Annotated in this window: 17 protein-coding genes and 1 pseudogene; 9 read left to right on the plus strand and 9 right to left on the minus strand. The window is 60.9% G+C overall.

The window, feature by feature from the left end; translation table 11 throughout:
- Window positions 1–432: 432 nt before the first annotated feature.
- From BSU04_RS31835 to BSU04_RS31845, 3 genes are all read left to right on the plus strand, one after another.
- Complete coding sequence (locus BSU04_RS31835; protein WP_089164266.1) at window positions 433–4,161, plus strand: DUF748 domain-containing protein; 3,729 nt, start codon at window positions 433–435, stop codon at window positions 4,159–4,161.
- Between the two features lie 386 nt (window positions 4,162–4,547).
- Window positions 4,548–5,624, plus strand: coding sequence for a DedA family protein/thiosulfate sulfurtransferase GlpE (locus BSU04_RS31840; protein WP_089164282.1), 1,077 nt, complete (start codon window positions 4,548–4,550; stop codon window positions 5,622–5,624).
- Window positions 5,621–7,444, plus strand: a complete 1,824-nt coding sequence (locus BSU04_RS31845; protein WP_089164267.1) for an FAD-dependent oxidoreductase — start codon at window positions 5,621–5,623, stop codon at window positions 7,442–7,444. The genes BSU04_RS31840 and BSU04_RS31845 overlap by 4 nt, the downstream gene beginning before the upstream one ends.
- 36 nt (window positions 7,445–7,480) lie before the next feature.
- On the opposite strand, the gene BSU04_RS31850 is transcribed toward BSU04_RS31845, so the two are convergent.
- A complete protein-coding gene (locus BSU04_RS31850; protein ID WP_089164268.1) occupies window positions 7,481–8,899 on the minus strand; it encodes a heavy metal sensor histidine kinase in 1,419 nt (472 codons plus the stop codon).
- Window positions 8,896–9,576 (minus strand): heavy metal response regulator transcription factor, encoded by a 681-nt coding sequence (locus BSU04_RS31855; protein ID WP_089164269.1) that lies wholly within the window; start codon window positions 9,574–9,576, stop codon window positions 8,896–8,898. The genes BSU04_RS31850 and BSU04_RS31855 overlap by 4 nt, the downstream gene beginning before the upstream one ends.
- A gap of 260 nt (window positions 9,577–9,836) precedes the next feature.
- On the opposite strand from BSU04_RS31855, the gene BSU04_RS31860 reads away from it, so the two are divergent.
- Genes BSU04_RS31860 through BSU04_RS31870 form a run of 3 tightly spaced genes read left to right on the plus strand, consistent with a single transcriptional unit; the run spans window position 9,837 to window position 11,908 of the window.
- Complete coding sequence (locus tag BSU04_RS31860; RefSeq protein WP_256983525.1) at window positions 9,837–10,454, plus strand: cytochrome b/b6 domain-containing protein; 618 nt, start codon at window positions 9,837–9,839, stop codon at window positions 10,452–10,454.
- A gap of 3 nt (window positions 10,455–10,457) precedes the next feature.
- Window positions 10,458–11,240 carry a molybdopterin-dependent oxidoreductase gene (locus BSU04_RS31865; protein WP_089164271.1) on the plus strand — a complete coding sequence of 261 codons (783 nt, stop codon included), beginning with the start codon at window positions 10,458–10,460 and terminating at the stop codon, window positions 11,238–11,240.
- A 35-nt stretch (window positions 11,241–11,275) separates the two neighbouring features.
- Window positions 11,276–11,908: a hypothetical protein gene (locus BSU04_RS31870; protein ID WP_089164272.1), complete on the plus strand. Its 633-nt coding sequence runs from the start codon at window positions 11,276–11,278 to the stop codon at window positions 11,906–11,908.
- A 16-nt stretch (window positions 11,909–11,924) separates the two neighbouring features.
- Here the strand turns inward: BSU04_RS31870 and BSU04_RS31875 are convergent, their stop codons facing one another.
- The 4 genes from BSU04_RS31875 to BSU04_RS31890 all read right to left on the minus strand — a co-directional run bounded on the left by BSU04_RS31875 (window position 11,925) and on the right by BSU04_RS31890 (window position 17,138).
- The gene (locus BSU04_RS31875; RefSeq protein WP_089164273.1) at window positions 11,925–14,165 is read right to left on the minus strand and encodes a xanthine dehydrogenase family protein molybdopterin-binding subunit; all 2,241 of its coding nucleotides are present in this window, start codon (window positions 14,163–14,165) and stop codon (window positions 11,925–11,927) included.
- A gap of 36 nt (window positions 14,166–14,201) precedes the next feature.
- On the minus strand, window positions 14,202–15,224 hold the full coding sequence (locus BSU04_RS31880) for an FAD binding domain-containing protein (protein WP_089164274.1): 1,023 nt from the start codon (window positions 15,222–15,224) through the stop codon (window positions 14,202–14,204).
- Window positions 15,225–15,237: 13 nt separating this feature from the next.
- On the minus strand, window positions 15,238–15,906 hold the full coding sequence (locus BSU04_RS31885; RefSeq protein ID WP_089164275.1) for a (2Fe-2S)-binding protein: 669 nt from the start codon (window positions 15,904–15,906) through the stop codon (window positions 15,238–15,240).
- 185 nt (window positions 15,907–16,091) lie between these two features.
- Window positions 16,092–17,138 carry an FUSC family protein gene (locus BSU04_RS31890; protein ID WP_089164276.1) on the minus strand — a complete coding sequence of 349 codons (1,047 nt, stop codon included), beginning with the start codon at window positions 17,136–17,138 and terminating at the stop codon, window positions 16,092–16,094.
- Window positions 17,139–17,483: 345 nt separating this feature from the next.
- Between BSU04_RS31890 and BSU04_RS31895 the strand changes: the two genes are divergently transcribed.
- The 3 genes from BSU04_RS31895 (at window position 17,484) to BSU04_RS31905 (ending at window position 19,613) form a co-directional block, all read left to right on the plus strand.
- Window positions 17,484–18,932, plus strand: coding sequence for an NAD-dependent succinate-semialdehyde dehydrogenase (locus tag BSU04_RS31895; RefSeq protein ID WP_089164277.1), 1,449 nt, complete (start codon window positions 17,484–17,486; stop codon window positions 18,930–18,932).
- Window positions 18,933–19,060: 128 nt separating this feature from the next.
- The gene (locus BSU04_RS31900) at window positions 19,061–19,357 is read left to right on the plus strand and encodes a type II toxin-antitoxin system Phd/YefM family antitoxin (protein WP_089164278.1); all 297 of its coding nucleotides are present in this window, start codon (window positions 19,061–19,063) and stop codon (window positions 19,355–19,357) included.
- A complete protein-coding gene (locus BSU04_RS31905; protein WP_089164279.1) occupies window positions 19,311–19,613 on the plus strand; it encodes a Txe/YoeB family addiction module toxin in 303 nt (100 codons plus the stop codon). The genes BSU04_RS31900 and BSU04_RS31905 overlap by 47 nt, the downstream gene beginning before the upstream one ends.
- A gap of 156 nt (window positions 19,614–19,769) precedes the next feature.
- Here BSU04_RS31905 and BSU04_RS31910 read toward each other — a convergent pair whose 3' ends face one another.
- The 3 genes and pseudogenes from BSU04_RS31910 to BSU04_RS31920 form a co-directional block, all read right to left on the minus strand.
- Window positions 19,770–20,006, minus strand: a complete 237-nt coding sequence (locus BSU04_RS31910; RefSeq protein ID WP_089164280.1) for a FitA-like ribbon-helix-helix domain-containing protein — start codon at window positions 20,004–20,006, stop codon at window positions 19,770–19,772.
- Between the two features lie 181 nt (window positions 20,007–20,187).
- Window positions 20,188–22,905, minus strand: coding sequence for an aconitate hydratase AcnA (gene acnA, locus BSU04_RS31915; RefSeq protein ID WP_089164281.1), 2,718 nt, complete (start codon window positions 22,903–22,905; stop codon window positions 20,188–20,190).
- Between the two features lie 72 nt (window positions 22,906–22,977).
- Window positions 22,978–23,325: pseudogene (locus tag BSU04_RS31920) on the minus strand (MmgE/PrpD family protein); the annotation flags it as partial.

Below are 23,325 nucleotides of genomic sequence, written 5' to 3' on the forward strand. Positions count from 1 at the left end.
TCAAACATCCGTGGCTCTGGCGAGCACCGTGCTTTTGGGGCACCTATGAATGGGAACTGCACGCTGTGGACACTTAGGGTAGCGTGGTTTGAAAGCGTTTTCTTTGCTTCGTTTCTTTGTCGCTAAGGACCAAGAAATGACGTGCCGCCACGCACAGTGGCTAACAGTGCTAAAGAAATAAGCCAACTCAGGCAGACCGCTAAGGCTGAAAGCAGCAACCCGGCATTGACTCCGACCACTAACCCTGGAACCTTGCACCCCGGCATTGACCCCCACCCCACCGCACCACCGCCCCCCTCCAGAACCCCGAGTGCCAACGACCGATCCCCTTGGGGTTCAATTTGCCTGCGCAGAGTCGTATACTCATGCCTCCTGTTTCCCAAGGTTGCGCGTGGCTCGTGCCCGCGTGCGCAGCCGCGCTACGAGGCACGCATGGCAAGCCTGAACAAGACTTCCCTGACATCCGCCGGGCGTAGCCTGCTCCAAGGCGCGAACTCGGTGGCGCAAGCCCGGCGCACCCGGCGCATCGTGATCGGGCTCCTGCTTGCTGTCATCGTAATCGGGCTACTCGGGTTTTTCGCCGCCCCACCGCTCATTCGCCATATCGCAGAACAACAACTCTCCGCGCAACTCGATCGCCCAGCCAGCATCGAACGAATCGCACTCAATCCCTATACCCTAAGTTTCGAAGCCGATCGCGTCCATATTGGCGAAGCGCCCGCAAACCTGAGCGCAGGCACAAAAAGCGGTGATTTCGTCGATATAGAACGCCTGATCGTGCGCCCTTCATGGTCGTCACTGTTCCGTCTCGCGCCGATTATCAACGAGCTCAAGATTGATTCACCGCGCTTTCATATCGTGCGCTTTGACGCACAACGCTTTAATTTCTCCGATCTAATCGAAAAGTTCTCGAAGCCGTCAGCCCATCCGTCCAGCAAACCGGCGCGATTCTCGGTATCGAATATTCGCGTGGAAAATGGCCGGATCGATTTCGACGACCGCTTGCTTAAAACGCACCACGTAATCGATCGCTGGTCGATCGGCATTCCATTCATCGCCAATCTCGCATCCACCACCGAATTGTTCGTGACGCCGTCGCTGCAGGCGCGCATCGATGGTTCGCCGTTGTCCATCACGGGGCGCACCAAGCCATTTGCCGAGTCGCGCGAATCGGAGATCGCCCTGCAACTCGATGGCCTCGACTTGCCGCAAATGCTGTCGTACGCGCCGGCATCGCTGCCGGTCGCGCTCAAGAGCGGACGCTTGTCGACGAACCTCGATGTGAGCTTTGCGCTCAACGCCGACGCCCCGGTGGTTCGCATCAAAGGAACAGTGGATCTGGCGGATCTGGCCGTGACGGACAAGCAGGACGCGCCATTGTTCGCCGCGAAATCGCTGCATGTGAATGCGGGAAATCTGGAGCCGCTGCGCAATGTGTATCGACTGGATGAAGTCCGGTTGACGCAGCCGGACGTGAAACTCTCCCGCGATAAATCCGGCGCGTTCAACTTCCAAAAACTGAGCGCATCAACGCCCGCTTCTCAGCCCGCTGCGCCAGCAGCACCCGCTCCCGCCAGCGATACCAAACCCGCCGACACCGCGGCGCAACCGCTCGACCTCGCGATCAAACATCTGGCGATCGACCAGGGCCACATCGTCTTCGATGACCGCTTGATGGCGCAACCCGCCACGCTCGGCTTGACGAACCTGGGCGTGACGCTCGACGACTTCTCCACGCTCGGCAAACCTCTGGCGCGCTACACGCTGAAGACGGCCTTCGATCACGGCGGCGGGCTCGACGCATCCGGTAGTTTCACGCTGCCTGGCAAGAATGCGGACGCGAAACTCGTGCTCAGCGACTTGCCGCTGGCGCCGTTGCAACCCTACGTGGCGAACGCGGTAGCGGCCCGTATCACCGACGGTTCGCTCGGCGCAAATTTGCCGCTGCAAGTGGACTGGTCGAAGCCCGAACCGTCCATTCAGGTCGGCGCCGGCGATGTCACGCTCAAGTCGCTGAAGCTCGTGCCGCAGTCGAATAACACCGCACCCATCGCGCTCGGTTCGGCTGAAGCGAAGATCCGGAAGATCGATGTCGCGGCGCGCACGGCAGCGCTGGACAGCGTCGTGCTGAATGGCCTTTCCATCGATGCAAAACGCCTGAAGGACGGCAGTATCGATCTCGCAGCGCTCGCCGGTCCGCACGAAACAGCACCGCAAGCCAGCGCCACGCGCAAGGTCGAAAAAGCGAATGAGGCGGGCCCGGCCTGGCGTTATCAAATCGCGCAGGTGTCGCTCAACGACAGCAGCGCCGATTTCACCGACGAATCCACGCCGCGCCCGGTGAAACTGCACATTGCGCCGTTGCAGTTGGGCGTCAAGCAGGTCAGCGACGACCTGACGAAACCGCTCGCCATCGACGGCAAGCTGACGATGAACGGCAAAGGCGCGCTGGCCGTGGCCGGCACGCTGACCGCGAAACCGCTGAGCCTCGCGCTGCATGTTGACGCCAGCGAACTCGACGCATCGGCGTTCGAGCCGTACTTCGGCAGTAACCTGAACGCTACAGTCTCGAGTGCGCTGCTGAGCGCAAACGGCGATGCGTCGTTCTCGGGGGAAGGACGCGCGCTGAAGGCCGGTTACAAGGGCGACGTGTCGTTGTCGAACGTGCGGTTGATCGACCGGGCGAATTCGGACCAACTGGCCGGCTGGAAACTGCTCGGCCTGACCAAACTGAATGCCCGCTACGACGAACGAGGCGCCGACGTCGAGGCCGCGCGCGTCACGTTCGCGAACTTCTACGGCCGCGTGCTGCTCGACGCGCAGGGCAAGCTCAATCTCACCGATATCGTGGCCAAGGACAAGGGAGCGGCCACCACGCAAGCTGTCGCCGCGACGCCAGCCTCCGCACCCGCAGCCGCAGCCTCCGCACCCGTTGCAACGCCTGTCGCGCCGAAAACTGCGTCGTCATCGGCGAACCTGCGCTTTGGCCAGCTCGTGCTGCAAAACGGCCGCGTGACCTACACCGACAACTTCATCAAGCCGAATTTCACCGCGAACCTGGTTTCGATCACCGGTACGATCGGCGCATTCGGCACGCACTCGACCACGCCCGCGCCCGTCGATGTCGCCGCGAAACTGTCCGCTAACGGACCGGTATCGATCAAAGGGGTCGTGAATCCGCTGATCGCGAAACCGTCACTGGATCTGACCGCGAGCGCGCACGATGTCGAGTTGCCGAATATCTCGCCGTATTCGACAAAATATGCGGGCTATCCGATCACGAAGGGCAAGCTCAATGTCGAGCTGCACTACATGCTCGCCGACGAAAAGCTCAGCGCAAACAACCATCTTTTCATCGATCAACTCACGTTCGGCGATCACGTCGACAATGCCACCGCAACCAAATTGCCAGTGCGGCTCGCGGTATCGTTGCTGAAGAATTCGAAAGGCGAGATCGACGTCAACATTCCCATTTCCGGCTCGCTCTCGAACCCGGAATTCTCGATCGGCGCGCTGGTGTGGACGGCCATCCTTCACCTGGTCGAGCGCGCGGTGACTGCGCCGTTCTCGCTCATTGCAAATGCGTTCGGCGGCAAGAACCCCGAGGAACTCGGCTATGTGGAATTCGATCCGGGCTCGGCCACGCTGAGCGACGCGGCGAAGGAAAAACTCGACACCATTGCAAAAGCGCTGGCGGACAAACCGTCGATTACGCTGGAAATATCGGCGCGGGTGGACCCGGCGCTGGACGAACCGGGTTTGCGCACGGCCTATGTCGACCGGCAGGTGCGCCTCTCGAAAATGCAGGACGCGAGCGAAGACAACCCGAACATCAATCCATCGAGCATCCCGATTTCCGCCGATGAATACAGCAAATTCCTCACGAAAGCGTATAAAAACGCGGACTTCAAGAAACCGCGCAACCTGATCGGCATGACGAAGAGCGTGCCCGACGCGGACATGAAAGCCGCGCTCGCGGAGCACGCGCCGGTGGACGAGGGCGCGCTCGGTGCGCTTGCGCAGCGGCGAGCGTCGGTCGTGAAGCAATATTTCGAGGGCAAGATCGACAGCAAGCGGATCTTCATCGTCGCGCCGCACCTCAACGCGGAGGGCATCAAGGACAAGGGTGCACCTACGCGGGTAGACTTCGGGCTGAAGTGACGACTAAGTGACGACGAAGCGGCGACGAAGCGAACACAAGCGGATTCAGGCCCGCGCTTTAGACGGTGCGCGCCGAAGAACCCGGATCCTGGGAACGGCTGCGGCCATCGGCATTCTCGGCAATCCGCGCTACACTCATTTCATGAATGAGGCGGCGCATCGCGGCGCGCATGACGGGAATGCGGAGTGGCTAAGAATAGCCAAGTGGTGCGCGGAGCGGCTCGCAGCTCGGCATCGCTTCCAGCCGCGTTCCCGGACTCATCGCGCTTCATCGCAAAAGCCGTCAAACGAGCCATATAAAGTAAGCGCTTCGCGCGAAGCGCCCACGGCGTTCAGGCTCTCCACACCCGAATCCAGCGCTGCACAACCTGCAGGAGAATCCCATGCTGTTGCATGATCTGGCTGACCGGTATGGTCCGGCAATTGTCTTTTTCAACGTAATGGGCGCAGCGCTCGGCCTGCCTGTTCCCGCGATGCCGACGCTGATCGTGGTCGGTGCGTCGGTCGCCATGATGGGTTTCAACGGCCAGGCCTTGTTGCCCCATCTCGCGCTGATGCTCGGCATTGCCACGCTCGGCGGGGTGCTGGGTGATCTCGTCTGGTTCCAGGGCGGCCGGCGCTACGGCGACCGCACGCTCAAGACCATCTGCAAGCTGTCTTTGTCGCGCGATACTTGCGTGAAAAAGACCGAACGTTTTTTTGGCCGCTGGGGCGTGCGCGTGCTGCTCGTCGCGAAATTCATTCCGGGTTTGTCGCTGGTTTCGGTGCCGCTCGCCGGTGCAATGGGCGTGCGCACGCGCTCGTTCATCGCGCATGACGGTCTGGGCGTGGCGTTATGGGCCGCGGTGGGACTCGCGGTGGGCGTGATCTTCGCGGCCGAACTCGACATGGTGTTCGCGATGATCGCGCGGCTCGGGAAACAAGCCCTCCTGGTCGTGGCGGTCGCGCTGGCGTGTTACGTGGCGTACCGCTACTGGCGCCGGAAGATGCTGATGAAGACGCTGGAAACGGCGCGCATTACCGTCGACGAACTGTATGCGCTGATGGAGAACCAACCGCTGCCCGCTATCTTCGATATCCGTTCCGCCGAGAAACGCGTGCTCGATCCCTTCGTGATTCCAGGCTCCGTTTTCGCCGATGAACGCGAATTGCAGAAGATCGTGGAAAGTTACCAGCCGGATCAGAAGATCATCATTTATTGCTCGTGTCCGAACGAGGTATCGGCGGCGTGGATGGCCAAGGCGCTCCGCAATGCCGGTTTCAAGGATGTCGTGCCGCTTACCGGCGGACTCGACGCCTGGCGTCTCGCCGGTCTCGACCTCAAGCCGCTCACCGACTTCGGCGGCGCGCGCGAGGACCTGGGCGAAATGGCCGCCATGTGCCCGTGGCCCGCGAAAGCGTCGGCTTCCGACAAAGGCGCGCTGCATGACGCCGTCTACCTGCACGGAGATCGCCACGCATGAGTACTACGCCCGAAGGGATCAACGAAGCGCCCAACCTTGGCCATGGCCATCCGGAATGGCGCGACAGTCCGCCGGCTGCGTTGGAAAACCTCAATTCGATCACGAACGATACGGCCAACGCAGCGCCGGCAGAAGCCGCTGCCGACGCTCCGTTCTCGCCGCTCCAAAGCCGCAAGCATCAGATGTACCCGTATCTCACCGCCGAGGAAATCGACCGCATGCGGCGCTTCGGCGACGTGCAGTACTGGCGCGCGGGCGAACTGATGTTCGAAGTCGGCGTGCCCGGCCCCGGCATGTTCGTGCTGTTGAACGGCCGGGTGCGGGTTACGCGGCGCGACGGACTGGGCCACGTGCATCTGGTGACCGAGGCGGACCCCGGGCAATTCCTGGCGGAAGTCGGCCAGTTGTCGGGCAAGCCCGCGTTGGTCGATGGTCACGCGATAGAAGATGTGGAAGCCATCCTGATCGCGCCCGAGCGGCTGCGTGCGCTGCTGGTGGCGGAAGCGGAACTCGGCGAACGGATCATGCGCTCGCTGATCCTGCGTCGCGTCGGGTTGATCGAAAAGGGCAGCGGGCCGATTCTCGTCGGCCAGTCGGACGATGGACGGCTGGTATCGCTGCAGGGCTTTTTGAGCCGTAACGGTTATCCGCATACCGTGATCGACGCGTGTACCGATCCCGAAGCCATTGCGTTGCTCGAACGGATATCGACATCGAAGGCGGATTTTCCGCTCGTCATTTGTCCCGACGGCACGGTCATGCGCGCGCCCGATGAAAACCAGCTCGCGTCGCAACTCGGCTGGCTGCCGGAATTCGATCCGGCGCATATCTACGATGTCGCGGTTGTCGGCGCCGGGCCGGCCGGATTGGCGACGGCCGTATATGCGGCGTCCGAAGGGTTGTCGGTGGCGGTATTCGATTGCCGCGCGCCCGGCGGCCAGGCCGGCGCGAGTTCACGGATCGAAAACTATCTCGGCTTTCCGACTGGCATTTCCGGCCAGGCATTGGCCGGACGTGCGTTCGTGCAGGCGCAGAAGTTCGGCGCGCACATCGCCATTCCGACGGAGATCAAGGCGCTTCACTGCGACTGCATGCCGATCCAGATCGAGCTGATGAACGGGCAGCGCGTGAGCTCGCATACGGTCGTGATCGCGACCGGCGCGGCGTATCGGCGGCCGAATATCGTCGGGCTCGAAAAATTCGAAGGGCGCGGCACGTATTACTGGGCGTCGCCGGTGGAAGGCAAGCTTTGCAAGGGCTCGGAAGTCGTGCTGGTCGGCGGCGGCAATTCGGCCGGACAGGCGGTGGTGTATCTCGCCTCGCACGCGGCGCGGGTGCATTTGCTGATCCGCGGACCGGGGCTGGAGCTGAGCATGTCGAAGTACCTGATCGACCGGATCGCGGCATTGCCGAACGTGACGGTGCATACCCGCACGCAGATCGAGTCGCTGGAAGGTGATGGCCGGACGCTCGCCGCCGTGCATTGCAAGACGCCTGACGGTGCGCTCACGCTCGACGTGCGGCATCTCTTCCTCTTCACCGGCGCCAACCCGAACACGGCGTGGCTGCGCGACTGCAGTGTCAAGACCGACGGCAAGGGTTTCGTGCTGACGGGCCCCGCTGCCCACGGCGGCCACACCGAGGGCTCGACTGCGCTGGAAACCAGCGTGCCGGGCGTGTTTGCCATCGGCGATGTGCGTTCGGCATCGACGAAACGAGTGGCGGCGGCGGTGGGTGAAGGGGCGGCGGTTGTATCGCAGATTCACGGCCTGCTGGCCGAGCGTCAGGAACTGGCGCTCAAGGCTGGCGCGGTGGAGTAGGCGCGGCTGGACGAGGCGCGGCTAGACGAGGCGAGGCTAGACGAGGCGAGGCGGCGCGGCGGCGAACCGGAGCGTGAATTCGATCCAGCCGTGCGCCGAACAACTCACCGACGCTGACCCGTCGTGCAGCCGCATGATCGCCTGCACGATGGACAACCCCAAGCCGCTCGATTCCGTGAACTCGCTGCGGGCTGCATCGCCGCGATAAAAGCGATCGAACAGGCGCGCGAGATTGTCGGGGGCGACTGGCATACCCTGATTGCCGATCACAATAAGTGCACCTTGCGCATCTTCACTGCCGGTCAGCCGGATCGTGGTGCCGGCTTCGGCATAGCGCACCGCGTTGACAACCACGTTGCTGATTGCGCGCCGGGACATGATTGCGTTAGCGTATATCTCGCCTTCGGCATGCACTTCGAAGCTGAGATTACGTTCGTCGGCGAGTCCTTCGAAGTACGTCGCAATGGTGTCCAGTTGCTCGCGAATGTTCAGCGTCGTGCGCTCAATGTCCTGCCGCTCGTGGTCCGCCTGCGCAAGAAAGAGGATGTTTTGCGCGATCCGTCCAAGCCGCTCCAGCTCCTCCAGATTCGATTCCAGCACGCTCTTGTATTCGCTCTCGTTGCGCGTATGCGCGAGCGTGACCTGCGTCTGCCCGATCAGCACGCCGATAGGCGTGCGTACCTCATGCGCGAGATCCGCGGAGAACTGCAGCAGCCGTTCGTAGCCGGTCGACAAGCGGTCGAGCATGGCGTTGAACGACATCGCGAGGCTTTGCAATTCGGTTGGCGTGTTCTTGATATCGAGTCGTGCCGACAAGGTGTCGGGTGTGATCCCGGCGACCCTGTCGGCCATTTTTCGCAGCGGCGCAAGACCACGGCTCGATACCCACCACGCGAGCAGCGCGGTGATCAGCACCGCGCTCACCACGGTGATCCAGACGCGCAGGAGATACGTCGACAACACCCGCGCTTCCTGTGTCATCACGTGCGCCGCAATGATCTCGATGACTTCGCCGCTGGCGCCTACCTGGGCTTGCGCCGCGACCCAGCGCATGCGCACACCGTCCCGACGGGTGCCTTCATAGAGCGCGTCGAGATTGACGGCGCGTTGCACGGGCACCGGAACGAGCGGCGGCAACGGCATGTTTTCCGGGTTCACGCTGATGAACGGCGCGAGGCCGGGACGCCGAAAAATAATGACATCCTGACTGTCGCCGAGCATGGTTTCGAACAGCTTGGGCCGCGCTTCTATTTCCTTGATCGTGTAGAGGTCATGCAGCAGCGAGCGAAAGTGTTCGACCCGTCCGATCAACTGGTAGTCAGCGCGCGTGGAGAGCGTGGCACTGGTTGCGTGATACAGCGATCCGCCGACCATGCTGACCACCACGCACACGATCAACGCGAACAGGCAGGTGATCCGGACGACCAGCGAACGCGAACGCCATAGCGGACTCAATGCGAGTCCCCGGATGCGCCGAACGAATAACCGATGCTGCGCACCGTGTGGATCAACTTGATATCGAAGGGCTGATCGAGTTTCGCGCGCAGGCGTTTGATGGCGACATCGACCACGTTGGTGTCGCTGTCGAAGTTCATGTCCCACACTTCCGATGCAATCAAGGTCCGCGACAACGCTTCTCCCTGCCGCTTGCAGAAGAGGTGGAGCAACGCGAATTCCTTGTTCGTCAGCGCGATGTCCGTGCCTTGGCGCGTCACGCGTCGGCGCAGGACATCGACGTGAAGATCCGCGACCTGGAATACATCTGATTCGCGTATTACGCCGCGACGCAGCAATGTGCGGATGCGTAGTACGAGTTCGGTGAACGAGAACGGCTTGACGAGGTAATCGTCCGCGCCAAGTTCCAGGCCGTGAATACGGTCGCGAACATGATCGCGCGCGGTCAGGAAGATGACCGGGAGGTCGCGTTTCGCGCGCAGCGCCTGCATGATCTGCCAGCCATCGAGCCCGGGCAGCATCACATCCAGCACGATCAACTCGTAAGGATGCGCCAGCGCCTGATGCAAGCCATCAGCGCCGTTGCGGATCAGGTCGACCTGATACCCGGACTCGGTGAGCCCCTTCTTCAGATAGTCGCCGGTCTTGCGGTCGTCTTCTATAACCAGGATGGTCATGCTGCGGGCGCTTTGCTTGGCTTGAGGTTTGCGTAAGGAATGAGGCCCATTCTATCCACCTGGCACGACGCGCGGAAAAGATGACAAAAAAGTCATTAACGTGTCATGCGTAGATCAGCGTGCGGTAGCTAAGATTCAATCCAGACGAGGTCTTTGCGCGTAGCACTGTGCAACGCGGCGATATGCCCATCAAGTCCCCCCGGTTCCCCGAGTCGCGACATCTTCGCAGCCTGTTTGATCCATCCCACCATGAGGCGAGCTTGAATCCATCTTCGACTCACCTTCCGGCTCAAGCCATAACCCAGCCCGGCTGGGTTCGCATCACGCACTGGATCAACGCGCTTGCGGTCGTGGTGATGGTGACGAGCGGCTGGCAGGTCTATAACGCTTCGCCGATTTTCCGTTCGTTCGTTTTTCCTTCAAGCATCACGTTGGGCGGATGGCTGGGCGGCGCGTTGCTGTGGCACTTCGCGGCCATGTGGGTGCTGGTCGTGAATTTCCTGGTGTACGTGGGGCTGAACATCATCTCCGGACGATTGCGCCGCAAGCTGTTGCCACTCAGCATCAAGAGCCTGTTCGGCGATCTGCGCGCCGCGCTGACCGGCAAGCTCAAACATGACGATCTCACGCATTACAACGCCGTGCAGAAAGCTGCATATCTGGCGGTGATCGTGGACATTGTGGTTGTGATCCTGTCGGGTCTTGCGGTCTGGAAGTCGGTGCAGTTCCCGTGGCTGCGCGACCTCATGGGCGGGTACGACAACGCCCGCGTCGTCCACTTCTTCGCGATGAGTTTCCTGGTGGCGTTTTTCGTGTTGCACGTGGTGATGGTCGCGCTCGTTCCACGCTCGTTGTTGCTGATGATCCGGGGCCGGTAAACCATGCTGAACAGAAAGAGCGAACTGATTGCGGCGCACCTCGATGTCGACAATATCCTCAAAGATGCGCGCAATGAACTGAAGGCGCCGGCGCGGCGTCTGTTTGGCAAGCGCATTTTGTCGCTGGGCGGTCTCATGATGCTGTCAGGCTGCAATATCTCCGACGATAAATCCGTCAACACCGTGCTGCGGACCATGTCGCGTTTCAATGACGAAGCACAAGCGTTCCTCTTCGATCCGAACAAGCTCGCACCGACTTATCCCGAGTCGATGATCACGCGGCCGTTCCCGTTCAACGCGTTCTACGATATCGACGATGTACCGCTCGTCGACGCAGCTACGTACAAGCTGCCGGTTGGTGGACTGGTGAAGGGCAAGAACGTGTGGACGCTTGAAGAACTCCGTGCGTTGCCGCAGGAAAGCCAGGTGACGCGGCACATCTGCATCGAGGGATGGAGCGCGATCGGCAAGTGGGGCGGCGTGCGTTTCGCCGATTTCCTCAAGCGTTCCGGCGCCGACACCACGGCCAAATACGTGGCGTTCCACTGCGCGGACAACTATTCAACCAGCATCGACATGCCGACTGCGCTGCATGCGCAGACGCTCCTGACGCTGACGTATGACGGGCAGGTCTTGCCGCCGAAATACGGCTTCCCGATGAAACTGCGCATGCCGACGAAGCTTGGCTACAAGAACCCGAAGCACATCGTCTCGATTAGCGTGACGAACGAATATCCCGGCGGTTACTGGGAGAACCAAGGTTACAACTGGTTCGGTGGTGCCTGAATTTTCTCGCGTCAAAAACTAAAACTGGAGCCTCCATGTCTATTGCGTCATCTACCTCATTGCGTTTGAAACTCGGTGTATCGGTTGCTGCGCTCGCGTTTGCCAGCGTTGCGTTTGCTCAGGCGCCGGCGGCTAAACCCGCGCGTATTCGCGGCGATATCGTCTCGTTGTCCGGCGATACGCTGACCGTGCATCGCCGCAGCGGCGACACCGTGACGATCGACATGAAGCAGGACACGCCGGTCACGGCGGTGAAGAACATCAAGCTCGCCGACATCAAGCCGGGTTCGTTTATCGGCACGGCAGCGACCACCGGTACCGATGGCAAGATGACGGCGACCGAAGTCTTGGTATTCCCGGAAGCAGCACGCGGTACGGGTGAAGGCCACTATGCGTGGGATCTCGCGCCGAACAGCACGATGACGAATGCGAACGTCGATCAGGTTGTGACGGGCACGAGCGGTCGTGACCTGAAGCTCTCGTACAAGGGTGGCAGCAATACGGTGACGGTGCCGGACGGCGTGCCTGTAGTGACGTTCGCGCCGGCCGCTCGTACAGATCTGGTCGCGGGCAAGAAGGTGTTTATCGTGGCGTCGCCGGTGAGCGGTACTGAGTTCGCCGCGTCGCGCGTAGTGGTTGAGAAGGATGGCGTTGCGCCGCCGATGTAATGATTTGACGCAGCGCCTATGCCGGTCCGGGCGCTGCTAACAGGTCTTCGATTCGCACCGGAAGATTGCGCACGCGCATGCCCGTTGCGTGATAGACGGCATTTGTAATGGCAGGCGCAATGCCTGCCATGCCGATCTCTCCGATCCCGCGCGCGCCGAGTGGATTCAATGCGAGATCCGGGTAGTCGAGAAACGTCACGTCCATCTTAGGCGAGTCGGCATGCGTCGTCATCACGTAGTCGGCGAGGTTGCGGTTCAACGGCGCGCCTGAACGTGAGTCGTAGTGCGTCTCCTCGAACAGCGCCATGCCGACGCCCATCACGATTGCCCCTTCGATCTGGTTCAGAGCCGTGCGCGCATTGATGATCTTGCCGCCGTCGATCACGCTCACGACCCGGCTCACGCGCAGCCGTGCAATTTCCGGCTGCCACGTGACCTCGATAAAGTGCGCGCAATACGAGTGAATCGACACCTTGTTGGCATCGGCATCTGTCTGGCTCGCGCCGGAACGACCTCTGCCCATCAGGATGCTGACTTGCGCTGGTACCAGGATTCGTTCGAATGGCACGCCCGCTCCGGGCGAGGTCCCTTTGTGAAAGACCATGCCTTGTTCAAAACCCAGCACGTCCACCGACTGGCCTTTGAAGGGTGAGTTGTCCGCATCTGCGGCAGTCGCGAGAAGCTGCTGGACGACAGCCTGGGTGGCCTGCGTCACGGCGGGAACCAGCGACGCGGTTACCATCGAGCCACCGGACAACGGTCCCGGCGGCAAACGTGTATCGCCGATCACCACGGCAATCTTGTTGAGCGCGATACCAGTCAGATTGGCGACCATCTGCGCCAGAACGGTGTAAGTGCCCGTGCCGATGTCCTGCGTTGCCGTTGCTACGCGAGCGGTGCCATCGCCATGCAGTTCGACGATCACTTCCGCAGGCTGTCGCCTCGCCGCCCATGATCCCGCTGCCATACCCCATCCGACTACCAGGCCATCACGACGCATCGAGCCGACCGGCGCGGTGCGGTTCGACCAGCCGAACTTGTCGGCGCCGAGCGTCAGGCATTCCGTGAGATGTCGCGACGAGAACGGCACGTTCCGGCTTTCGTCCATGGCGGGCTCGTTGATCAGCCGCAAGTGGAGCGGATCGACGTTGAGCTTGACGGCGAGTTCGTCGATGGCCGACTCTATTGCGAACAGGCCCGGCACTGCACCTGGGCCGCGCATCGACGTGCTGGGCGCGATGTCCCGGCGCGCAAGGGACGCTGTCACGCGCAGGTTAGGCGAGCTGTACAGGTAGCCCGTCGTCTCGCCGCAGTTCTCTTTGCGCGTTTCCCGGCGAGCTGTCTGATAGACATAGTCTTGCTGGAACGAGGTGAAACGCCCATCGGGCGTCGTCGACAAACGCATGCGTTGCTGCGTGCTGGTACGGTGGCCCACGTTATGAAACATCATCTCGCGGGTCACCACCAGCTTGACAGGGCGTCGCAGATTGCGCGCCGCAGCGCCGGCGAGCAACGAGTGCGACCATGGAAACAATTTGCCGCCGAACCCGGAGCCAAGATATTTCATGATCACGCGAACCTGATCTTCCGACACGCCGAGCATCAGCGCCATGACCTGTCGCTGGTTGACAATCGATTGCGATGTTTCGTAAAACGTATAGTTCGTGCCATCGAATGCGGCGACAGTCGCGTGCAGTTCGATCGGGTTGTGCGTTTCGATCGGCGTGGTGTAAGTCTGATCGACCTTGAGCGCATCGGGCGCATTGGCGAAGGCCGTGTCAACGTCGCCTCGCTGCGTATCGACCGAAGGCGTGTTTTCCGCCGACATCTCCGCGCGCACATCGGGCTGGCTGGTGGAATAGCTTACCTTCACCGCGCGGGATGCCGCGCTTGCCTGCTCGAAGGTATCGGCGACCACCACGGCAATATACTGGCCGTAATAGTAGACAGTGTCATCCTCGAACGGCGGCCGTTTCTCGTCGATCCTCGCTTCCGATGCGAAGCCGACCCGATAGAACTTGCCGATGTTCTCGCGCGTGAAGACCGCTTTCACGCCGGGCATTTTCGCGGCAGCAGCGGTGTCGAGCAGCGTCACGCGTCCCTTGCCGATCGTCGCGCAAACGGGCACCGCGTAGAGCATCCCGGGCAAGGCAAAATCCGATGTATACGTCGCGAGGCCGCTTACCTTGAGTGGGCCATCGATTCTTTGGAAGTCGCCGCCGATCAATGGCTGCGCTTTCTTCGTAGCTACTTGCATAGTGTTCTCCGCGCCATGTGTCGCCGCGTCAGGTAGTCAGGCAGTCTGGGTGGCAAGCGTGAGTGCATGCTGAATGCAGCGCTTCGCCAGCTCGACCTTGAAGCCGTTCTGGCTTTGCGGACGGGCTGTCTGCAGCGCGGCTTCGGCTGCCGCACGAAACGCAGGGGCATCGGGTGCGCGTCCGAGAAGCGCCGCTTCCGCATCGTGTGAACGCCATGGCTTTACGCCCACACCGCCCAGCGCGATCCTGACGTGTTCGATCCTGCCCGACGATACAGTCACGACGACCGCGGCCGACGCCAACGCAAACTCGTACGATGCGCGGTCGCGCAGTTTCAGATAGACACTGCGGTTACCGGGCATGGGCGCGGGGAGCGTCACGTGGGTGATCAGCTCGCCGGCATCGAGCGACGTTTCGCGTTCAGGCGTAGTGCCGGGCAACAGGAAAAAATCGTCAATGGCGATGCTTCGCTTGGCCTGCGGACTCTCGGTGTGGACAGTCGCCTCGAGCGCCGTCATGGCGACAATCATGTCCGAGGGATTGGTGGCGATGCAGTGGTCGCTCGTCCCCAGAATGGCGAGATTACGGTTGAAGCCGCCGATCGCGGAACAACCGCTGCCTGGTTCGCGCTTGTTGCAGGGTGTTGCCGTATCGCGGAAGTACACGCAGCGCGTCCGCTGCAGCAGGTTGCCGCCGGTCGTCGCCATGTTGCGCAACTGCGCCGAGGCGCCCGACAGCAACGCCTGGGACAGCACCGGGTAGTGCGTCTTGATCAGCGGATGATTCGCGAGGTCGGCATTGCGCACCGTCGCGCCTATCGTGACACCGCCGCCGTCGAGCGTTTCGATCTTGTCGAGCGGCAGGCGGTGGATGTCGATGACCTGCGCTGGGCGCTCCACGTCGAGCTTCATCAGGTCGAGCAGTGTCGTGCCGCCGGCCAGAAAGCGTGTCGATGGCGTGCTTGGCGTGTTTGCAGGGCTTGCTGCGCTGGTCTGCGCCGTTGCCATGTCGAGCGCCTGTTTGACATCGGCCGCGCGCTTGAGCTGAAAGTGTTCCATTCGTTTGCTCCGCTCAAGCTTTCCGGCGTACTTGCTGGATCGCGGACACGATGTTCGAATAGGCGCCGCAGCGGCAGATATTGCCGCTCATCGCTTCCTTGACGTCTTCGTCGCTGTGGCCGTACGGCTCTTTGAGCAACGCGACGGCGGACATGATCTGCCCTGACGTACAGTAGCCGCATTGAAAACCGTCATGCTCGACAAAGGCTGCTTGCATCGGATGCAGGTTGCCTGGCCGTCCAATACCTTCGATGGTGGTGATCATTTCGCCTTCGTGAGTCGCCGCAAGGCTCAGGCACGAATTCACGCGCCTGCCATCCACATGGACCGTGCACGCGCCACACTGGCCGTGGTCGCAGCCCTTCTTGGTGCCGGTGAGGCGGAGATGGTCGCGCACGCAATCGAGCAGGGTGGTGCGTGGATCGATATCCAGTTCATGGAGCGTGCCATTGACGTTCAATTGCACATGAACGTTTTCATTCTCCGTGGGCACGACGCCGGATGGTGCGCTGTTCTGGCTTGCGTCGTCGGAATCCGCAAGAGCGAGAGCATGAAGTTGCCCGGTGCCCACTGCGACACCTGCCGCACCGACGCGTGTCAAAAAAGAGCGGCGCGTCACCCGCTCGACGAGCGTCGCCGGCTCGTCGTCAGGCGTGTCCGGTCGCTCAGGCTTGTCGTTCATGAGTCAAACTCCCGTTGAGGCACGGATCAAAGAGGATCGACGTCGTCTTGGCGTTCGATACTCATCATAGCCACCCGCGGTGGCGTCAAGATGGCCGCGAGATGGCGGCCAGATGGCACACTGAATCCGGTCTATGCGTATGCGTTGCCTGGTGGGCGATCTATAGGGCGGTTCCAGTTCTTTTTCTACCCGCGTTTATCCAGTACTTCGACTGTCGCGATCAAATCCCCAAAATCCTGTACCAGCAGGTTCAGCACGAAAGCCAGCACGGTGTGTTTCTCCATCGTTTCACATGCATTGTTCGATGCCGACCTCAGCCGTTCGAACGATGCCCGCGCAAGCCGGACGTTATCGTCCTGATGGCTTTGGTCGGCATCGAGTGTGGCGGCTAATGTTTTCGAGGACTCGGCGAATGCGTCGGCGGTCACGTTCAACGCGTCGCGGTTGCTGGCGCTCAGGCGTCCCGCGAGTTGCGGATCCCCGGTACAAGCCTGACCGAGAAACAGCGCGTCCCGATGCAGCCGGGTCAGCATGGGCGCGACCTTGTCGATCACGTTCCCGCGCGTGCGCTCCACCGGCACGATGATGTGCTCGCGGCCGGCTTCGGTAATGGCGTCGTCTAGTGCCTGTTCGGCGGCGGCGGAGCGCCGATGCAGACGCTCGGCTTCGTTCGCGTCGTCGGGCTTGCGCAGAGTCAGTGTGATCAGCTCGCCCAACGCGAGGACGATTTCACTCGCGCGGTCGTGGGCCGTATTGATCGCGCGGTTCGGCATCAGGAACGCGACGAGGAGCGCCGCGCCTGCGCCGATCAGGATTTCGAGCAGGCGGTCGATCGGCCGTGCATACGGCGAGCCCAGACCGCTTGCCGGAACCAGCACAACGACGACGAGCGTGACGCAGGCGAGCCGAAGGGTCGGCCGCCAGGCGGCCAGTGCTGCGAGCGGCAGGACCGCAATGGCGAACACGATCAGCGGTCGTACGCCTTGCAGGATGGCGAACAAACCGACCATGCCGACCACTCCGCCAATCACCGCACCAATGATTTGGTCGCGGCCCGTGTTCAGCGCCTGGTTGAGACTGGGCTGCGTGACGACAACGAGGGTGGTGATGACCGCCCAGTAAAGCTCGGGGAGCGTGGCGAGTTTGGCGACGTAATAGCTGAGCAGGCAACTGACGAGCGTGCGAGCGAAGCGCCGGAGTTCAGGCGTAGACGTGAATTTTTTTGTGAGCACAGGGAGTTTATTGGTTGAATTCTGTCAGGGTTGTCCCGCTCGGGCTCAGGCTTTGGCGACCCGCTCGGCGACCCGCTCGGCGACCCGTCTTGCCAGCGGCAGCAGCGCGGTGCACTCCGGATTCCCGCTGTCAGCCGCAGCGGCCAGTTTAAATTCAAACCGGCGAAAACATTCGACGTTAATCCATCCGCCGAGGCCTGCAGCAGCGCCCCATTCGCCGGCGCGAGCAAAACCCTCGTGATCGCGTTACCATAAATGGTTAATTCGCCGGGTTTCGCATCTTGAGAATGTTGACTCAACCCCGGCGGCAGTTTCCCCGATAACCACGAACATCAGGAGCCAAGCATGAGCGAAAGCACTCTATCGCGTCATTACCCGAACACGCAGTTGTACATCGACGGCGCATGGCGCGCGGGCAGCCGCGACACAGCCGTCGTCAATCCGGCCACAGAAGCGGAAATCGGCCGTCTCTCGCTGGCCGGCGAACAGCATCTCGCCGAAGCCGCCGAGGCCGCCGGACGCGGTTTTGCGGCCTGGCGCAAGGTATCGGCATTCGATCGCAGCAAGCTCATGCGCCGTGCCGCGCAAAACCTGCGCGACCGCGCCGAGGAAGTGGCCGCGATCATGACCATGGAGCAGGGCAAGCCGCTGGCCGAATCGCGTATTGAAGTGCTGGGCGCGGCGGACACCATCGACTGGTTCGCTGAAGAAGCGCGCCGGACCTACGGCCGCGTGATCCCGGCGCGTGCCGGCAATGTGCGCCAGATCGTCACGCGCGAGCCGGTCGGCCCGGTTGCCGCCTTCACGCCGTGGAATTTCCCGATCAATCAGGCTGTGCGCAAGGTGTCGGCGGCGCTCGCGGCAGGGTGCTCGGTGGTCCTGAAAGGACCGGAAGAAACGCCGGCAAGCTGCGCGGCGCTGGTTCAGGCTTATATCGATGCAGGGTTGCCCGCTGGCGTGCTGAACCTCGTGTTCGGCGTTCCCGCCGATGTCTCGAAGTTCCTGATCGCGCATCCGCTGATCCGCAAGATCTCGTTCACGGGTTCGACGGCAGTCGGCAAGTTGCTGGCCGCGATGGCCGGCGAGCACATGAAACGCGCCACGATGGAACTCGGCGGCCACGCGCCCGCACTGGTTTTCGCCGATGCCGACATTCCGCGCGCCGCGAAACTCCTGGCCAGCGCCAAGTTCCGCAATGCCGGTCAAGTGTGCATTTCGCCGACGCGTTTTATCGTCGAGGAATCCGCTTACGAGGAATTTACGGAGCATTTCGTCGCGACGACGAAGAAGCTCAAGGTCGGCAACGGCCTGGAAGAAGGCGTGCAAATGGGGGCGCTCGCCAACGGCCGCCGCCTCCAGGCGATGGAACGTCTGGTCGCCGATGCAGTAGAGCAGGGTGCCAAGGTGCTGGCAGGTGGCGAACGCATCGGCCGAGAAGGGTATTTCTTCGCGCCGACGGTACTCGCCCATGTACCGATGTCAGCTCGCATCATGACGGAAGAGCCGTTCGGCCCGATCGCGCCGATTTCGACTTTCAAGTCTTACGATGAAGCTATCGTGGAAGCGAACCGCTTGCCGTATGGCCTGGCAGCGTACGCGTACACGAGGTCTAGCGCGACGTCGGCGGCAGTGGGTGAGGACATCGAAAGCGGCATGGTGTCGATCAACCACCACGGGCTGGGCATTCCGGAAACGCCGTTCGGCGGCGTGAAGGATTCGGGTTATGGCTCGGAAGGCGGCAGCGAAGCGATGGAAGCGTATCTCGTGACGAAGTTTGTGAGCGAGGCGCGGTAAGTAAGCTTCACCTAGCTTCAGGTAAGAACGCGACGCGGTTTTTAACCGCGTCGTTTTTTTCGCCTGGAAGGTCAGATTGTACAGAAAGTAGTACAATGATTTCACCGTAAAACATTCGACCCAAGGTGATGAATATCCTGACTTTTAGCGAAGCCCGTGCCAGCTTCAAGCAGGCACTGGATAAGGTCTGCAGCGACCATGAACCGACTGTCATTACGCGGCAGCGCGGCGAGCATGTTGTGATGATTTCGCTGGACGACTACAACAGCATGCAAGAGACACTGCATCTGTTGGGCTCGCCGAAGAATGCAGAGCGGCTGCGTGAATCCATTGCCGAGTTTAAGGCTGGTAAGACCTTGATCAAGGACTTACTGAAAGATGACGCAACAGAAGAAGGCCAAAAACAAGGCCGCGGCCGTAAATAAATGCAAGATTGGATGGAGCAAGAACGCTTGGGAGGACTATCTCTATTGGCAAGCCCGTGACAAACGCATTTTGGACGAAATCAATGGCTTGATTGATGAAATTTCGCGAGACCCCTTCAAGGGAACGGGCAAGCCAGAGCCGCTGAAGGGAGATCTAAGCGGATTTTGGTCTCGGCGCATCACTAAGGAAGACCGACTGGTCTACATTGTTCAGGAAGACGTGATTTACGTGATGGCTTGCCGCCACCATTGCTAGAGACCGCTAATTCGCACGCGCGGTATTCTCCAAAGGCCAAGTCGCGTCGTTTAGTCTGTTACTCGAACGGGTTAAGAGCTTGACGCCCGTTCGATCAACTTGCGCACACCTTTATTCGCGCCGAGGCCTTCTCTAATTTCGCTAATAGCGTTGGTATCAATCAAATACGTGCGGTGCTCCGCCGGTATCTTGAATCCGCTCGAAATCAGCGTCCTCCCCGACGTACGGCATGCTTTCTGACACTTCGGCCAAGCTACGTTTTTTGGGCCGGCTAAGCGCTTGAGCAAGAATCTCCCTATGCCCGGCCTCGACGCTTCGACCGTGAACTGCGGCGCGTTCGCGCAGGCTTTGAACCAGCGCTTCATCTATTCCACGAACCAGAAGATGCGCCATCGCAGTCCCTCCCATTTAACGTTACCAATGATCGCATCCAAGGCGATAAATGCAACCATTGCTATCAGATGTGCTGCGATAGTCCACACCCGAAAAAAAACCCGGCCGAAGCCGGGTTCAATGTTCCCGCGCCCTGATCTCAAAAGGGCGCGGTCACCTGCAAAAGCTACTTCGAGAAAACTTACGCCGCCAACAGCGAGCGCAGCACGAACGGCAGGATCCCGCCGTGCTTGTAGTAATCCACTTCGATCGGCGTATCAATACGCAGCAACACCGTCACGCGCTGCACGCTGCCGTCCTTGCGATGGATCACGAGCGTCACTTCCTGCTGCGGCTTGATATCGGACGTGAGACCTTCCAGATCGAACGTTTCTTCGCCCGTGATGTTCAGCGACTGCACGCTGTCCGACCCCTTGAACTGCAGCGGCAACACGCCCATACCGACCAGGTTCGAGCGGTGAATCCGCTCAAAGCTACGCGCCACGACCAGCTTCACGCCGAGCAATTGCGTGCCCTTGGCAGCCCAGTCGCGCGACGAACCCGTGCCGTACTCTTCGCCGGCAAACACAATAGTCGGCGTGCCTTCGTCGATGTACTTCATGGCTGCGTCATAGATCGACATTTCTTCGCCGCTCGGCTGGAATATCGTCACGCCGCCTTCCACGCGCGAACCATCTTCCTTCAGCGGAATCATCAGGTTCTTGATCCGCACGTTCGCGAAGGTGCCACGCATCATCACGTCGTGGTTGCCGCGACGCGAGCCGTAGCTGTTGAAGTCGGCCTTCTGCACGCCGTTCGCCTTCAGCCACACGCCTGCCGGTGAGCTTTCCTTGATCGAACCAGCCGGGCTGATGTGATCGGTCGTGACCGAGTCACCAAAAATGCCCAGCGGACGCGCGCCCTTTACCTCAGGGATGCTGTCGGCCGGCGTCATCGAGAAGTCCTTGCCGAAGAACGGCGGCTCGGCGATGTACGTCGACTTCGGCCAGTCATAGACCTGACCCGCTTCGCCTTCGATCTTGCTCCACAAGTCGCCGGTCTTCGTGAGTTCGGCGTAGTTCTTACGGAACGCATCGGCGTCGAGCGCGTACTTCAGCAGCGAGTTGACTTCTTCGCTTGTCGGCCAGATGTCGCCGAGGAAGATGTCCTTGCCGTTCTTGCCCTTGCCGACCGGTTCCGTCATCAGGTCGACCGTCATGTTCCCGGCGATGGCGTAAGCCACAACCAGCGGCGGCGATGCCAGGAAGTTGGCGCGGATGTTCGGGTGAATACGTGCTTCGAAGTTACGGTTACCGGACAGCACGGCCGCGGCCACAATGTCGTTCTTCGTGATCGCGTCGTTCAGTTCCGGCGTCAGGTCGCCCGCATTGCCGATACACGTCGTGCAGCCGTAAGCGGCCAGCGTGAAGCCGAGCTGGTCGAGGTACGTCAACAGGTTGGTCTTCGTCAGGTACTCGGTGACAATCCGCGATCCCGGCGCCAGCGATGTCTTGATGTGCGGTGCAACTGTCAAGCCGGCTTCCACAGCCTTCTTCGCGAGCAAGCCGGCGGCGAGCAGCACGCTCGGGTTCGACGTGTTCGTGCACGACGTGATGGCGGCGATCAGGATGTCGCCGTTCTTCACGTTGACCTTGTTCGTGGTCACGTATTGCTTGTTCAGATCGGCTGATTTCTTGCCGAAACCATTGTCGCTGACAGCCGCCGAGAACAGCTCGGTGAAGTTCGACTTCACGTTGCCGATTTCAATACGGTCTTGCGGACGCTTCGGACCTGCGAGCGACGGCGCAACCGTACCGAGGTCGAGCGTCAGCGTCTTCGTGTAGTCGATGTCGCCGGCCTTCGGCACGCCGAACAGGTTTTGCGCCTTGAAATAGGCTTCGAACGCCGAAATTTCTGCGTCGGTACGGCCCGTTCCCTTGAAGTAGTCGATGGTCTTTTCATCGACGGGGAAAAAGCCCATGGTCGCGCCGTATTCCGGCGCCATGTTGCCGATGGTCGCGCGATCCGGCAACGACAGCGACTTCGTGCCTTCGCCGAAGAACTCGACAAACTTGCCGACGACCTTCTCTTTGCGCAGCATTTCGGTGACGGTCAGCACCAGGTCGGTCGCCGTCACGCCTTCGCGAATCTTGCCTTTCAGCTCAACACCCACCACGTCCGGCGTCAGGAAATACACCGGCTGTCCGAGCATGCCGGCTTCAGCTTCAATACCGCCCACGCCCCAGCCCACCACGCCAATACCATTGATCATCGTCGTGTGGCTGTCCGTGCCGACGAGCGTGTCCGGGTAATACACCGTATCGCCGTCCACCGTCTTCTTGTGCACGCCACGCGCCAGATATTCCAGGTTCACCTGGTGAACGATACCCACGCCCGGCGGCACGACCTTGAACGTATCGAAGGCTTGCATGCCCCACTTCATGAACTGGTAGCGCTCGTTATTGCGCTGGAATTCCAGCTTCATGTTCAGGTCGAGCGCGTCTTTCTGACGGAAGTAATCGATCTGCACCGAGTGGTCGACCACCAGATCGACCGGCACGAGCGGCTCGATCGCCTTCGGGTCCTTGCCTGCGCGTTTCGCGACGCCACGCATTGCGGCGATGTCGGCGAGCAGCGGCACGCCGGTAAAATCCTGCAGCACGACGCGCGAGACGACGAACGGGATTTCATCGGTACGATCCGCGACCGGCTTCCAGTTCGCCAGTTGCTTGATGTGTTCTTCGCCGATCTTCTTGCCGTCGTAGTTGCGCAGCACCGATTCCAGCACGATGCGGATCGACACCGGCAGGCGTTCGATCTTGACGTTCAGCGCCTTTCCGAGTGCGGGCAACGAGTAGTACTTGCCTTTGCCGGAACCGCTGTCGAATTCCTTGAGCGTTTTGTGGAGATTGTGGGCCATGTTTTTTTTCCTTGGTTTAAACGAGGAAATACCTTCGAAACGTTTGATCTAAAAGCGGGTGAAGAATCCTGACTAAATCACATACAAATCAACGTATTCATTGACCGGCATTGCTTCGAGCGTTGCCTGATCCAGCGATACCGCGAGGATCGCCTCTTGCTGCTTGGCTGGGAAACGCCGTGCGAGGTTAACCTTGAACTTCTCGACCAGGAGCGGGATGCCGTCCTCGCGACGGCGTTTGTGTCCAATCGGATATTCGACGACGATTTCCTCGAATTTGCTGCCGTCATTAAACTCGACGGTGAGCGCATTGGCGATCGAACGCTTCTCCGGATCGTGATAGTCCTTCGTGAAGTGCGGGTCTTCCACGCATTCCATCTTCGCGCGCAAGGTGTCGATGCGCGGATCCTTCGCGATGCC

The organism is Caballeronia sordidicola, assembly GCF_002220365.1.
GTDB lineage: Bacteria > Pseudomonadota > Gammaproteobacteria > Burkholderiales > Burkholderiaceae > Caballeronia > Caballeronia sordidicola_C.